This is a genomic window from Pseudomonas sp. PGPPP1 (assembly GCF_002255865.1).
Lineage (GTDB): Bacteria > Pseudomonadota > Gammaproteobacteria > Pseudomonadales > Pseudomonadaceae > Aquipseudomonas > Aquipseudomonas cremoris.
The window spans coordinates 71,971-85,063 of record NZ_NKIG01000021.1 but is presented as its reverse complement, the minus strand read 5'-3'; the positions used below and the strand labels follow the sequence as shown (position 1 = coordinate 85,063).

The following is a 13,093-nucleotide window of genomic DNA, read 5'->3' as shown; positions in this document are numbered from 1 at the left end:
CATGCTCAAGCAAGCACTCGCACAAAACGGCTTGATCGCCATCTTGCGCGGCATTCGCCCGGACGAAGCCCAAGCTATTGGCCAGGTGCTGTATCAGGCGGGGTTCCGTGTGATCGAAGTCCCGCTGAATTCGCCGGACCCCTACACCAGCATCCGCAGCCTGCGTGACAGCCTGCCCGCCGATTGCCTGATCGGTGCCGGCACGGTGTTGACGCCTGAGCAGGTCGCACAGGTGAAGGCTGCCGGAGGCCAGGTGATTGTCATGCCCCACAGCGACGCCAAGGTGTTGCGCGCTGCCAAAGCCGCCGGTCTGTTCCTGTCACCAGGTGTGGCCACGCCCACCGAAGCCTTTGCCGCATTGGCCGAAGGCGCCGACGTATTGAAGCTATTCCCCGCCGAGCAAATGGGCCCGGCGGTGATCAAGGCGTGGCTGGCAGTGCTGCCAGTAGGCACCTTACTGCTGCCGGTGGGCGGCATTACCCCGGACAACATGCAGGTGTTCATCGACGCTGGCGCCAAAGGGTTCGGGCTGGGTTCCGGGTTGTTCAAACCGGGTATGACAGTGGATCAGGTAGCGAGCCGTGCCCAGGCTTATGTCGCCGCCTGGAAAGCCCTGAGCTGACTTAACGTCTTGCGCCCACAGGCGCCGCATCTATAAGAGAGATAACAGATGAAAATCACCAAACTGACGACCTTTATCGTCCCGCCGCGCTGGTGCTTCCTGAAAGTCGAAACCGACCAGGGCGTGACCGGCTGGGGGGAGCCCGTGGTTGAAGGCCGTGCCCACACCGTGGCGGCTGCAGTCGAAGAACTGTCCGACTACTTGATCGGCAAGGACCCACGGAACATCGAAGACATCTGGACCGTGCTCTATCGCGGCGGCTTCTACCGTGGCGGCGCCGTGCACATGAGCGCCCTCGCCGGCATCGACCAGGCGTTGTGGGACATCAAGGGCAAGGCCCTCGGCGTGTCTGTCAGCGATCTGCTCGGCGGCCAGGTGCGCGACAAGATCCGTGTGTATTCGTGGATCGGTGGCGACCGCCCCGCCGACACCGCCCGCGCCGCCAAAGAGGCCGTAGCCCGTGGTTTTACGGCGGTAAAAATGAACGGCACCGAAGAGTTGCAGTTCGTCGACAGCTTCGAAAAAGTCGACCTTGCCCTGGCCAACGTGGCTGCCGTGCGTGACGCGGTGGGCCCCAACGTCGGTATCGGCGTCGACTTCCATGGCCGGGTGCACAAGCCCATGGCCAAGGTGCTGATGAAGGAGTTGGACCCGTACAAGCTGATGTTTATCGAGGAGCCGGTGCTCAGCGAAAACTACGAGGCGCTCAAGGAGCTGGCGCCACTGACCAGCACGCCGATTGCCTTGGGCGAGCGGCTGTTCTCGCGCTGGGACTTCAAGCGTGTGCTCAGCGAAGGTTATGTCGACATCATCCAGCCGGACGCCTCCCATGCCGGCGGCATCACCGAAACCCGCAAGATCGCCAACATGGCCGAAGCCTACGACGTGGCCTTGGCCCTGCACTGCCCGCTGGGCCCGATTGCCCTGGCGGCGTGCCTGCAACTGGACGCGGTTTGCTACAACGCGTTTATCCAGGAGCAAAGCCTGGGCATTCACTACAACGAGAGCAACGACCTGCTCGACTATGTGAAAGACCCGGGCGTGTTCGACTATGACCAGGGCTTTGTGAAGATCCCCAATGGGCCGGGCCTGGGCATCGAGATCAATGAGGAATACGTGATCGAACGCGCAGCCATCGGTCACCGCTGGCGCAACCCGATCTGGCGGCATGCCGACGGCAGCTTTGCCGAGTGGTGATTCCTGACTGAAGGAACACGGTCAAAAATGTGGGAGCTGGCTTGCCTGCGATAACGGTGTGTCAGCTTGCACATCTGGCACTGATACACCGCTATCGCAGGCAAGCCAGCTCCCACACTGACCGTGTTGCTTCAGTGAGTTGTGTACTCCGACCTCAATAAGCATAAGAAGAGGCAACCCCCCATGCATCCTGAATCCTTCACCGGCCAGGCTTCTTTAGTCACGCCTACCAGAAAGCGTTTTTTCATCATGGTGCTGCTGTTTATCACTGTGGTGATCAACTACCTCGACCGCAGCAACCTGTCGATTGCCGCCCCGGCCCTGACCAGCGAGTTGGGCATCGACCCGGTGCATGTCGGGCTGATCTTTTCCGCCTTCGGTTGGACCTACGCCGCCATGCAGATCCCCGGTGGCTGGCTGGTGGACCGCGTGCCGCCGCGCATTCTCTACACCGCTGCCCTGCTGTTGTGGTCTATCGCCACCGTGATGCTGGGCTTCGCCGCCAGCTTTATCGCGCTGTTCGTGTTGCGCATGGCAGTGGGCGCGTTGGAAGCACCGGCTTATCCGATCAACAGCCGCGTGGTCACCACGTGGTTTCCCGAGCGTGAGCGTGCCACGGCGATTGGTTTCTATACCTCTGGGCAGTTTGTCGGGCTGGCGTTCCTGACGCCGGTACTGGCCTGGCTGCAGCACGCATTCGGCTGGCACATGGTGTTTGTGGTGACCGGTGGCGTGGGCATCCTGTGGGCGGCGATCTGGTACGCGGTGTACCGCGAGCCGAAGGATTTCAAAGGCGCCAACGCGGCAGAAATCGAGCTGATCCGTGAAGGTGGCGGTTTGGTGGATATGCAGGAAAAGGCCGCCAAGGCGCCGTTCAGTTGGGTCGACTTAGGGATAGTGCTGAGCAAGCGCAAGCTCTGGGGCATCTACCTGGGGCAGTTCTGCCTGAACTCCACGCTGTGGTTTTTCCTGACGTGGTTCCCGACCTATTTGGTGAAATATCGCGGCATGGACTTCATCAAGTCCGGCCTGCTGGCGTCGCTTCCGTTCCTGGCGGCGTTTGTTGGCGTGTTGTGTTCGGGGATCTTTTCCGACTGGTTGATCCGTCGCGGCGCGTCGGTGGGGTTTGCGCGCAAATTGCCGATCATTGGCGGGCTGCTGATTTCCACGGCGATCATCGGCGCCAACTACGTGGACTCGACGGCGTGGGTGATTGCGTTTCTGGCGGTGGCGTTCTTTGGCAATGGCTTGGCGTCGATCACCTGGTCGCTCGTTTCAACCTTGGCGCCTGCGCGATTGCTGGGACTGACGGGAGGCGTGTTCAACTTCATCGGCAATTTGTCGGCGATCGCCACACCGATTGTGATTGGCTTTCTGGCGAGCGGTGATTCGTTTGCGCCAGCGATTACCTACATCGCGGTGCTGGCGCTGCTTGGGGCGCTTTCCTACGTGTTGTTGGTAGGCAAAGTCGAACGCATCGAACTGAAATAAACACTTGTAGTGAGCGGGCTCGCCCCGCGCTGGGGGGCGAGCCCGCTCACTACAGGTCAGTTGAGCACGCCGTCGAGGATCTCGTAGACGATGCCCGTGCCCACGGCGATCAACACCACGTCCGGCCCGGAGCGGCGCCATTCGTAACCTGGGTATTGCGGCAGGCGCGACAGGGCGCGGTTATCCAGGCGCTCGCCATAGTAGCCGTGTGGCAACGGCTGGCCACGCACCAGGCGCACATTCGGCGGTGGCGGTGCGCCACGGGAGAACTGGCCGTGGTTGTCATGGATGATCTGCCGCACCGGACCAAAGTCCTGAGGCGGGCCACCACGGCGATTGTCCTGCGGGCCTCGATGGTCGTCGCCCCGCTGCTGCTCGTGCTGGCCTTGCGGGCCACCACGGTCAGGGCCGCCCTGATCATAAGGGGCAGCTTGCACCAGGGCGCTGGCGCCCAGGACCAGCACGCCAATACTGGCAATCACGGTTTTAGGCATTTTCATCGGGGAGTTCCTCAACTGCACAAACAACAAAAAGGGATTTCGAACGAGGTTCGAAATCCCTTGGTCTTGTCAGTTTAGGTACTGAATCGGCAGGATGATTCCTCTGTATCAGGAACTTTACCTACCGCTACACGGCGTTTACTTACGGGCGCCGCGGACACCTTCCGACAACGCTGCGCAAAGGCCCAGTACGCCATCAATGGCTTGCTGATCATTTTTCGCATTGGCGATGTGATCGATCAGTGCCGAACCCACCACCACGCCGTCTGCCAGGCGTGCGATGGCGGCCGCTTGTTCCGGAGTGCGGATACCAAAACCGATGCTGATCGGCAGGTCGGTATGGCGACGCAGGCGTGCCACGGCTTCTTCGACGTGTTCCAGGGTAGCGGCACCGGCACCGGTTACACCGGCGACCGACACGTAGTACACAAAGCCGGAACTGCCGTTGAGCACAGTCGGCAGACGCGCATCGTCGGTGGTCGGCGTGGTCAGGCGGATAAAATCGATGCCGGCGGCCTGGGCCGGGTCGCACAGCTCGCCGTTGTGCTCTGGCGGCATGTCGACCACGATCAGGCCGTCGACACCGGCTTGCTTGGCGTCGGCGATGAACTTCGGCACGCCATATTTATGGATCGGGTTGAAGTAGCCCATTAGCACCAGCGGCGTGTCGTGGTTGTCCTTGCGGAACTCACGAACCATTTGCAGGGTTTTCAGCAGGTTCTGCTTGGCTTCCAAGGCGCGAATGTTGGCCAGTTGGATCGCCGGGCCGTCGGCCATCGGATCGGTGAAGGGCATGCCCAACTCGATCACGTCGGCGCCAGCGGCAGGCAAGCCTTTAAGGATCGCCAGCGAGGTGTCATAGCCCGGGTCGCCAGCAGTGACGAAGGTCACCAGGGCGGCGCGGTTTTGTTCTTTGAGTTGGTCGAAGCGGGTTTGCAGGCGGCTCATTAGTGTTTCTCCTGCTGAGAGGTTTCCATGTGGTGCATGACGGTCTGCATGTCTTTGTCGCCACGGCCGGAAAGGTTAACCACCATCAGGTGATCTTTCGGCAGGGTTGGTGCGCGTTTGAACACTTCGGCGAGGGCGTGGGCGCTTTCCAGTGCAGGAATAATCCCTTCCAGGCGGCAGCATTTGTGGAACGCGTCGAGGGCTTCGTCGTCGGTCACCGAGGTGTACTGGACGCGGCCGATGTCATGCAACCAGGCGTGTTCCGGGCCGATGCCGGGGTAGTCCAGGCCGGCGGAAATCGAGTGGGCGTCAATGATCTGGCCATCGTCGTCCTGCAGCAGGAAGGTACGGTTGCCGTGCAGTACGCCGGGTACGCCACCGTTGAGGCTAGCGGCGTGTTTGCCGGTCTCGATGCCGTGGCCGGCCGCTTCAACGCCGATGATTTCAACGCTTTTGTCATCGAGGAACGGGTGGAACAGGCCCATGGCGTTGGAGCCACCGCCGATGCACGCTACCAGGCTGTCCGGCAGACGACCTTCCTGGGCTTGCAACTGGTCACGGGTTTCCTTGCCGATCACGGCCTGGAAGTCACGCACCATGGCAGGGTAAGGGTGTGGACCCGCCACGGTGCCGATCAGGTAGAAGGTGCTGTCGACGTTGGTTACCCAGTCACGCAGGGCTTCGTTCATCGCGTCTTTCAGGGTGCCGGTGCCGGCGACCACTGGGATTACCTCGGCACCCAACAGCTTCATGCGGAACACGTTGGCTTGCTGGCGCTCGATGTCGGTGGTGCCCATGTAGATCACGCATTGCAGGCCAAAGCGCGCCGCTACGGTGGCCGTAGCCACACCGTGCATGCCGGCGCCGGTCTCGGCGATGATGCGTTTTTTGCCCATGCGCCGTGCCAGCAGGATCTGGCCGATGCAGTTGTTGATCTTGTGCGCGCCGGTGTGGTTCAGCTCTTCACGCTTGAGGTAGATCTTGGCGCCGCCGCAGAACTCGGTCAGGCGCTCGGCGAAGTACAGCGGGCTTGGACGGCCCACGTAGTCGCGCTGGAAGTAGGCCAATTCTTCCTTGAACGCAGGATCTTCCTTGGCCACTTCGTATTCGCGGGCCAGGTCGAGGATCAACGGCATCAGGGTTTCAGCGACGTAACGGCCGCCGAACGCGCCAAACAGGCCGTTGGCGTCTGGGCCGTTGCGTAGATCGGTCTGGGACTGAGTCATGGGACGCTCCAGGAAGGAATAGGGGTGAGAAACAATGAGGGCCACTCTACCCCTGACGGTCTACGCTGAAAACCGATAAGATCGCCGTAACCTGTTAGGAAAACTCACAGATGAGCCGAGACCTCCCTCCCCTCAATGCCCTGCGTGCATTTGAGGCTACTGCCCGTTTGAACAGCGTGAGTCAGGCGGCTGAACAACTACACGTGACTCACGGTGCGGTCAGTCGGCAATTGAAGGTGCTGGAGGAGCATTTGGGTATCAGCTTGTTCGTCAAGGATGGGCGCGGCCTTAAACTCACAGATGCAGGTGCCCGGTTACGCGATGCCAGCACCGATGCGTTTGAGCGGTTAAGGGACGTGTGTGCCGAACTGACCCAGGCCAGCGCCGATGCGCCATTCGTACTCGGGTGCTCGGGCAGCTTGCTGGCGCGCTGGTTGATCCCACGTTTGGGTCGCTTGAATGCCGACCTGCCAGACCTGCGCCTGCACCTGTCGGCGGGTGACGGCGATCTTGACCCGAGACGCCCTGGCCTCGACGCCCTGCTGGTGTTCGCCGAGCCGCCATGGCCGGCGGATATGCAGGTGTACGAACTGGCCAGTGAACGAATCGGCCCGGTGATGAGCCCGCGTTTCGCCGGTTACGAGAGGCTGCGTCAGGCGCCGGCCCAGGCCTTGTGCGGTGAAGCGTTGTTGCACACCACCTCACGTCCCCAGGCCTGGCCTAGTTGGGCGCAGCAACACGGCATCGAGCCCGACGCGTTGAAACACGGCCAGGGGTTTGAGCATTTGTATTATTTACTGGAAGCAGCAGTGGCAGGTTTGGGCGTGGCGATTGCGCCTGAACCGTTGGTGGCAGAAGACCTGCGTGCAGGTCGCCTGGTGGCGCCATGGGGTTTCAGCGAAACCCCGGCGCACTTGGCATTGTGGCTACCCAAGCGCGCCGCAGACGGGCGCGCTCAGCAGCTGGCGCAATGGCTCAAGGCAGAGCTTTTGCGCGAGCCGGTTTAGTCACCGCGCTTGCACAGCAGGTAAGCGGCCAACAGGCCCAGCGCGCCTACGGCAACACCGGCTGTAGTCCAAGGGTGTTCTTGTGCGTAGTCCCGGGTTGCAACACCGGTTTCGCGGATTTTGACTTTGCTTTCTTCGTAGGCATCGCTGATCAAGTGGCGGGAATGCTTGAGGGCATTCTCGGCATTGCTTTTCAGGGCCTTCAATGTTTTGCGCGACTCGTCAGACGCATCGTCCTTGAGGCTTTCCAGAGATTTGAGCAGGCTCGAAATCTCGGCTTCCATGCTTTCCAGTGACGCTTTGCGTAAAGAAGTGTTGGCCATGTGGACTCTCCTGAAGTGATTGAGTGGCGTGTGTAGATACCGACTACGGCCGTTTCAGAAAGTGCAGTAAATCTGAACTTTCACGTAGGAACTGTCGCCAGAAGCAGTACGAACATTGACTGCTACGCTTGCTTAACGACCCTTAGGAGAACTGCCATGAGTGATCATCACACCTACAAGAAAGTCGAACTGGTTGGCTCGTCGACCTCCAGCATCGAAGACGCCATCAACAATGCCCTGGCCGAAGCCCACAAGAGCATCAAGCACCTGGAGTGGTTTGAGGTGGTCGATACCCGTGGCCACATCAAGGACGGTAAGGCCGCGCATTTCCAAGTCACCCTCAAAGTGGGATTCCGAATTGCCAGTAGTTGATCGCACCGGTTGAACTTTGCCGACTGGCCGATTGCCATAACCTGCGCTACAAACAATGGGTGCCGACGCGATAGGCGTCGGCACGCTCTTTTCGATCAGCGCAAGGAACGTAACGGATGAAGAAGCTCCTGTTAGCGGTAGGTTTGTTGAGCATCGCGGGCACAGCCCTGGCGGCGGGCAAGCCTTGTGAAGAGCTGAAAGGCGAGATTGCAGCGAAAATCGACGCCAAGGGCGCCACGCATTATTCGCTGGAAGTGGTGGATAAGGGCGCTGCAGCTGAAGGTTACAAAGTAGTCGGTAGCTGCGAGGCCGGTACCAAGGAAATTGCTTACAAGCGCGGTTAATCCCGTGTTGCAGACATAAAAAACCGACTCGGGTGAGTCGGTTTTTTATGCCCGATGCTTTTACCCTTTCATCAACTGCGCCAGCAGCTCGTAGGAATGAATCCGGTCGGCGTGCTCATACAGGTCGCAGGTGAAGATCAGCTCATCGGCACCGGTTTGCTCGATCAACACTTCGAGTTTGGCGCGGATTTTCGCTGGGCTGCCCACCATTGCCAGGCCGAGGAAGCTGCCCACGGCGTCTTTTTCGTGGGGTAGCCACAGGCCGTCCATGGTTTTCACCGGTGGGCGCTGCACCAGGCTTTGCCCGCGCATCAGCGCAAGGATGCGTTGGTAGACCGAGGTGGCCAGGTAATCGGCTTGCTCGTCGGTGTCCGCCGCCACCAGAGGAATACCGAGCATTACGTAGGGCTTATCCAATACGGCCGAAGGCTTGAAGTGGTTGCGGTACACGCGAATCGCTTCATGCATCAGGCGCGGTGCGAAATGCGAGGCGAAGGCGTAGGGCAAGCCGCGTTCGCCGGCCAACTGTGCGCTGAACAGGCTGGAACCGAGCAGCCACACGGGCACGTTGGTGCCGGTGCCGGGGACTGCGATCACTCGTTGGTCGGGCGTGCGTGGACCCAGGTAGGCCATTAGTTCGGCCACGTCTTCGGGGAAGTCGTCGGCGCTGCCAGAGCGTTCACGGCGCAGGGCGCGGGCGGTCATCTGGTCGGAACCAGGGGCTCGGCCCAGGCCCAGGTCAATACGGCCTGGGTAGAGGCTTTCCAGGGTGCCGAACTGTTCGGCGATCACCAACGGCGCGTGATTGGGCAACATCACGCCGCCGGAACCGACGCGAATCGTCGAGGTGCCGCCGGCCAGGTAGCCGAGCAATACTGAGGTGGCCGAGCTGGCGATGCCATCCATATTGTGGTGTTCAGCTACCCAAAAGCGGTTGTAGCCAAACTTTTCTACGTGCTGGGCCAGGTCCAGGGAATTGCGCAGCGACTGCGCCGGACTGCCGTTGGCGCGCACGGGCACCAGGTCGAGGGTCGAGAACTTTACGTCGGACAGCGATTTCATAAGCCTGCTTCTCCAAGGGGGCCGCAGGCTTTTTAGGCGAACCAAAACCTGCCGCTTCATGTGCATGGTCTATGAGATGTGGGCATATACCCGAGATTCAATAGCGGGTCGGGATATTTCCTACTTGATTGGTAGGTTTCTCTCACAAGATGAACTTTGCCAGTCCGACTATCCTCAGAACCCTTACTGACGCAAAACCACCGTTCGAGGAGACCGCTATGAGTATCGTGAAAAAAGCATCCGCGCATTGGGAAGGTGACCTGAAGACCGGCCTGGGTTCCATCTCCACGGAAACCGGCGTATTGCGCGAAGCGCCCTACGGCTTCAAAGCCCGTTTCGAGGGTGGCAAGGGCACCAACCCTGAGGAATTGATTGGCGCGGCCCATGCCGGCTGCTTCTCCATGGCGTTTTCGATGATCCTTGGCGACGCCGGGCTCAAGGCTGACAGCATCGACACCCAGGCCGAAGTGACCCTGGACCAGGTTGAGGGTGGCTTTGCTATTACGGCCGTGCACCTGATTCTCAAGGCCAAGATCCCCGGCGCAAGCCAGGCGCAGTTCGATGAGCTGAGCAAGAAGGCCAAGGAAGGGTGCCCGGTTTCCAAGGTGCTGAATGCGAAAATCAGCTTGGATGCCACCCTAGTCAGCTAACGCAGCAAAACCCCTGTGGGAGCGGGCTTGCTCGCGAATGCGGTGTAACAGTCACAGATTTATTGACTGACGCACCGCATTCGCGAGCAAGCCCGCTCCCGCATTTGGTTTGTGTTAAATCAGAACTCGCGTTTACAAACTGTGGTCGAATAGCCATTACTGCCTAGGCGCACACCCGTGCGCAGTGCATTCAGGGAGCTTCACACATGAAACGTTTTGCCTTGGCGATCATCTGCGGTGTATTGGCCACGACGGCTGTGGCCGCGCCGAAAGATTGTGAAGAGCTCAGGAAAGAGATCGAGGTGAAGATCCAGGCTAACGCGGTGCCGTCCTACACCTTGGAAGTCGTCAGCAAGGAAGAAGCTGACAAACACGACGTAGCCATGGTCGTCGGCAGCTGTGAGAACGGTACCAAAGCCATCATCTATCAGAAGAACAACGACTGATCAGAGACAGTTGACGCTGCGCTCTTCGGCCAGCAATTGGCGGGCAGCGTTGTACAAGCGAATGTTTGGTGTGTAGGCCAGCGAGCGTCCTTCCAGGCTATAGCGTTGGCCTGCCTCGAAATGGTCGTACTGCAGCGTTATGAAGCACGTACGGTCGGTCGTTTGCCCGAAACCGCCGAGGCTACCGCCGGTGGGCACCTCAAAGTCAAAGCGCACCATCAATTCGTGACTGCCCGGCGGGACTTGGAAAAAGCGCCCGTCGTTGAGGTTTTTGCCGTCCAGTCGCTGCGCCATCACCAGTTTTGCGCCGGGTGTCGGGGTGGCGAAGTCAATCCAGGCCTGCTGCGGGTCCACTGGCGGTAGGGGTGTCATTGCACAGGCGCTGAGGAAAATGGCAGTGATGGGAAGCAAGAGCTGGCGCATGGCAGGCACTCAAGGTTGGAAAAAGTTGAGCCTTGCGGCCAATGCAGCAAGCTCTTCATCAGTATAAACACGCAAAGCCATGGAAAAATTCCGTACGGGCAGGATAGTCTGGCGAGCAAATTACCCAGGAGCAGTCGTGGCATGGTCAGGCGTTTTCTTCCAGGGTTGATGGTTGTGCTGCTCAGCGGCTGTTCCAGTGTCAGTTATTACGGCCAATTGGCCAGCGGCCAGTGGCAATTGCTGCGGGCGCGGGAGCCGGTTTCCGAGGTCATCGCCGACCCTTCCCGCCCTCAACTGCTGCGTGATCATCTGGTGCAATCACAGAAGGCGCGCACCTTTGCCAGTGAACACCTGCACTTGCCCGACAACCAGAGTTACCGACTGTACGCCGATATTGGACGGCCCTATGTGGTCTGGAATGTGTTCGCCACGTCGGAGTTTTCTCTATCTCCCGAAACCCATTGCTTCCCCATCGCCGGCTGCGTGGCCTATCGCGGCTACTACAACCAGGGCGCCGCACGCGGCGAGGCGGCATTGTTGAAGCAACAGGGCATGGACGTGTCGATCGGTGGCGTCGAGGCCTATTCCACCCTGGGCTGGTTCAACGACCCGATCATGAACTCGATGATGAACTGGGGTGATGAGCGCCTGGCCACGCTGATCTTTCATGAGTTGGCGCACCAGCGTTTCTATGTGAAGGATGACACTGAGTTCAACGAGTCCTACGCCAACTTCGTCGAGCAGGAAGGCACGCGCCAATGGCGTGCCGCGCGGGGGTTGGCACCGGCCAGTCTGTCGGCGGTAAAGCAACGTGACGAGTTTACCCAACTGGTCCTCGACACCCGCCAGCGCCTGGAAAAATTGTATGCCCAGCCCCTTGCCACCGATGTGATGCGGCGTGCCAAAGCGGCTGAGTTCGAGCGCTTGCGCAGCGATTATCGAGTGTTACGGGATAGCCGATGGGGTGGTGATAAGCGTTATGACGTGTGGATCAACCAGCCGATGAACAATGCACGGTTATTGCCATTTGGGCTGTATGACCAATGGGTGCCGGCGTTTGCGGCGTTGTTTGCGCAGGTAGGTGGGGATTGGGTGAAGTTTTACGCAGCAGTGGAGAAAATGGGTGGGTTGCCGGTGGAAGAGCGCAAGGCGGCGTTGAGGCAGTTGATCAGTGGTGGCCTCGCGGGCCCCATCGCAGGCAAGCCAGCTCCCACATTTTGACCGTGTACGCCGATCAATTGTGGGAGCTGGCTTGCCTGCGATAGCGGTCTCAAGCGCGCTGCAAAAACGCCTGATGCATCTCAGCCAACGTCTCGAAATGCCAAGTCGGCGCCTCGGCATTCAATTCCTCAAAGCTGCCAAACCCATACCCCACCGCCGCCGAATCCAGCCCATTGCTGCGCGCGCCGATCAGGTCGTGCTTGCGGTCGCCAATCATCAAGGTGGTGGTCGGGTCCAAGCCTTCTTCGCTCATCAAATGCGCGATCAGCTCGACTTTGTTGGTGCGCGTGCCGTCCAGCTCACTGCCGTAGATCACCTTGAAGTGCTTGGCAAAATCAAAATGCCGGGCGATCTCGCGAGCGAATACCCACGGCTTCGAAGTGGCGACGTAGAGCTGGCGGCCTTGGCTGCTCAAGTCTTCCAGCAGCGGCATCACACCCTCGAACACGTGGTTTTCATACAGCCCGGTGACCTTGAAGCGTTCGCGATAGAAATTCACCGCCTCCCAGGCCTTGGCTTCATCAAATCCGTAGAACTGCATGAACGCTTGCAGCAACGGCGGGCCGATAAAGTGTTCGAGTTTGGTCAGGTCCGGCTCGTCGATGCCCAATTTGCCAAGGGCATATTGGATCGAGCGGGTGATGCCCTCGCGCGGGTCGGTGAGGGTGCCATCCAAGTCGAACAGAACGGTTTGGTAGTGCAGGGTCATCTGTCGAATCCTTCAGCCAGGTGCAGGTCTTTGAGCTTCACGTAGTTCGCGGCGCTGTAAGTGAAAAAGGCACGTTCTTTGTCAGTCAGTGGGCGAATCTGTTTAACCGGGCTGCCCACATACAAAAAGCCGCTCTCGAGTTTCTTGCCCGGCGGAACCAGGCTGCCGGCGCCGATGATCACGTCGTCCTCCACCACGGCACCGTCCATCACGATGCTGCCCATGCCGATCAGGATGCGATTGCCCACCGTGCAGCCATGCAGCATGACCTTATGGGCGATGGTCACGTCGTCGCCGATCAGCAGAGGAAAACCGTCCGGGTTGAAGGGCCCGGCGTGGGTGATGTGCAGCACGCAGCCGTCTTGTACGCTGGTGCGTGCACCGATGCGGATGCGGTGCATGTCGCCGCGAATGACCGTCAGCGGCCAGACCGAGCTGTCGGGGCCGATTTCGACATCGCCGATCACCACCGCCGAAATATCGACAAAAGCCCCGGCGCTCAGGGTTGGCGTGTGGTTCTGATAGGTGCGAAGGGTCACGATAGCCTCTCTC

The 13,093-nt window shown here is 59.9% G+C and carries 17 protein-coding genes; 9 read left to right on the top strand and 8 right to left on the bottom strand.

Translation table 11 applies throughout. From position 1 onward, the window contains the following. Position 1: 1 nt before the first annotated feature. The 3 genes from CFE47_RS21615 (at position 2) to CFE47_RS21605 (ending at position 3,310) form a co-directional block, all read left to right on the top strand. Positions 2 to 622 carry a 2-dehydro-3-deoxy-6-phosphogalactonate aldolase gene (locus tag CFE47_RS21615; protein WP_286840350.1) on the top strand — a complete coding sequence of 207 codons (621 nt, stop codon included), beginning with the start codon at positions 2 to 4 and terminating at the stop codon, positions 620 to 622. A gap of 48 nt (positions 623 to 670) precedes the next feature. Further along, on the top strand, positions 671 to 1,819 hold the full coding sequence (gene dgoD, locus CFE47_RS21610) for a galactonate dehydratase (protein ID WP_017734735.1): 1,149 nt from the start codon (positions 671 to 673) through the stop codon (positions 1,817 to 1,819). Positions 1,820 to 2,002: 183 nt separating this feature from the next. After that, a complete protein-coding gene (locus CFE47_RS21605) occupies positions 2,003 to 3,310 on the top strand; it encodes an MFS transporter (protein WP_286840347.1) in 1,308 nt (435 codons plus the stop codon). A 56-nt stretch (positions 3,311 to 3,366) separates the two neighbouring features. On the opposite strand, the gene CFE47_RS21600 is transcribed toward CFE47_RS21605, so the two are convergent. From CFE47_RS21600 to trpB, 3 genes are all read right to left on the bottom strand, one after another. Further along, the gene (locus tag CFE47_RS21600) at positions 3,367 to 3,810 is read right to left on the bottom strand and encodes an anti-virulence regulator CigR family protein (RefSeq protein ID WP_185709642.1); all 444 of its coding nucleotides are present in this window, start codon (positions 3,808 to 3,810) and stop codon (positions 3,367 to 3,369) included. 138 nt (positions 3,811 to 3,948) lie between these two features. Then, positions 3,949 to 4,758, bottom strand: coding sequence for a tryptophan synthase subunit alpha (gene trpA / locus CFE47_RS21595; protein ID WP_286840344.1), 810 nt, complete (start codon positions 4,756 to 4,758; stop codon positions 3,949 to 3,951). Beyond that, positions 4,758 to 5,984 (bottom strand): tryptophan synthase subunit beta, encoded by a 1,227-nt coding sequence (gene trpB, locus CFE47_RS21590; RefSeq protein WP_286840342.1) that lies wholly within the window; start codon positions 5,982 to 5,984, stop codon positions 4,758 to 4,760. Before trpB ends, trpA begins: the two co-directional genes overlap by 1 nt. A 110-nt stretch (positions 5,985 to 6,094) precedes the next feature. Here trpB and CFE47_RS21585 point away from each other — a divergent pair, with 110 nt between their 5' ends. Next, entirely contained in the window at positions 6,095 to 6,991 is an 897-nt protein-coding gene (locus CFE47_RS21585; protein ID WP_185709645.1) for a LysR family transcriptional regulator, read from the top strand. Here the strand turns inward: CFE47_RS21585 and CFE47_RS21580 are convergent. Next, positions 6,988 to 7,314 (bottom strand): ElaB/YgaM/YqjD family protein, encoded by a 327-nt coding sequence (locus tag CFE47_RS21580; RefSeq protein WP_003170746.1) that lies wholly within the window; start codon positions 7,312 to 7,314, stop codon positions 6,988 to 6,990. The genes CFE47_RS21585 and CFE47_RS21580 overlap by 4 nt on opposite strands. A 156-nt stretch (positions 7,315 to 7,470) precedes the next feature. On the opposite strand from CFE47_RS21580, the gene CFE47_RS21575 reads away from it, so the two are divergent. Continuing rightward, complete coding sequence (locus CFE47_RS21575) at positions 7,471 to 7,686, top strand: dodecin (RefSeq protein ID WP_185709646.1); 216 nt, start codon at positions 7,471 to 7,473, stop codon at positions 7,684 to 7,686. Between the two features lie 116 nt (positions 7,687 to 7,802). Then, positions 7,803 to 8,030 carry a DUF1161 domain-containing protein gene (locus CFE47_RS21570; protein ID WP_286840335.1) on the top strand — a complete coding sequence of 76 codons (228 nt, stop codon included), beginning with the start codon at positions 7,803 to 7,805 and terminating at the stop codon, positions 8,028 to 8,030. Positions 8,031 to 8,090: 60 nt separating this feature from the next. On the opposite strand, the gene CFE47_RS21565 is transcribed toward CFE47_RS21570, so the two are convergent. Further along, positions 8,091 to 9,092, bottom strand: coding sequence for an LLM class flavin-dependent oxidoreductase (locus CFE47_RS21565; protein WP_021491416.1), 1,002 nt, complete (start codon positions 9,090 to 9,092; stop codon positions 8,091 to 8,093). 218 nt (positions 9,093 to 9,310) lie between these two features. Here CFE47_RS21565 and CFE47_RS21560 point away from each other — a divergent pair, with 218 nt between their 5' ends. Together CFE47_RS21560 and CFE47_RS21555 are read left to right on the top strand one after the other, a co-directional pair. Then, complete coding sequence (locus CFE47_RS21560; RefSeq protein ID WP_064450019.1) at positions 9,311 to 9,742, top strand: OsmC family protein; 432 nt, start codon at positions 9,311 to 9,313, stop codon at positions 9,740 to 9,742. A gap of 206 nt (positions 9,743 to 9,948) precedes the next feature. After that, positions 9,949 to 10,188: a DUF1161 domain-containing protein gene (locus CFE47_RS21555; RefSeq protein ID WP_185709649.1), complete on the top strand. Its 240-nt coding sequence runs from the start codon at positions 9,949 to 9,951 to the stop codon at positions 10,186 to 10,188. On the opposite strand, the gene CFE47_RS21550 is transcribed toward CFE47_RS21555, so the two are convergent. After that, positions 10,189 to 10,611 (bottom strand): PA0061/PA0062 family lipoprotein, encoded by a 423-nt coding sequence (locus CFE47_RS21550; RefSeq protein WP_286840331.1) that lies wholly within the window; start codon positions 10,609 to 10,611, stop codon positions 10,189 to 10,191. It lies immediately after the preceding gene. A 141-nt stretch (positions 10,612 to 10,752) separates the two neighbouring features. Between CFE47_RS21550 and CFE47_RS21545 the strand changes: the two genes are divergently transcribed. Beyond that, a complete protein-coding gene (locus tag CFE47_RS21545) occupies positions 10,753 to 11,832 on the top strand; it encodes an aminopeptidase (RefSeq protein ID WP_286840329.1) in 1,080 nt (359 codons plus the stop codon). 49 nt (positions 11,833 to 11,881) lie between these two features. Here the strand turns inward: CFE47_RS21545 and CFE47_RS21540 are convergent, their stop codons facing one another. Together CFE47_RS21540 and CFE47_RS21535 are read right to left on the bottom strand one after the other, a co-directional pair. Continuing rightward, the gene (locus tag CFE47_RS21540; protein WP_286840327.1) at positions 11,882 to 12,541 is read right to left on the bottom strand and encodes an HAD family hydrolase; all 660 of its coding nucleotides are present in this window, start codon (positions 12,539 to 12,541) and stop codon (positions 11,882 to 11,884) included. Continuing rightward, on the bottom strand, positions 12,538 to 13,080 hold the full coding sequence (locus CFE47_RS21535) for a gamma carbonic anhydrase family protein (RefSeq protein ID WP_286840324.1): 543 nt from the start codon (positions 13,078 to 13,080) through the stop codon (positions 12,538 to 12,540). The genes CFE47_RS21540 and CFE47_RS21535 overlap by 4 nt, the downstream gene beginning before the upstream one ends. Between the last annotated feature and the right edge of the window lie 13 nt (positions 13,081 to 13,093).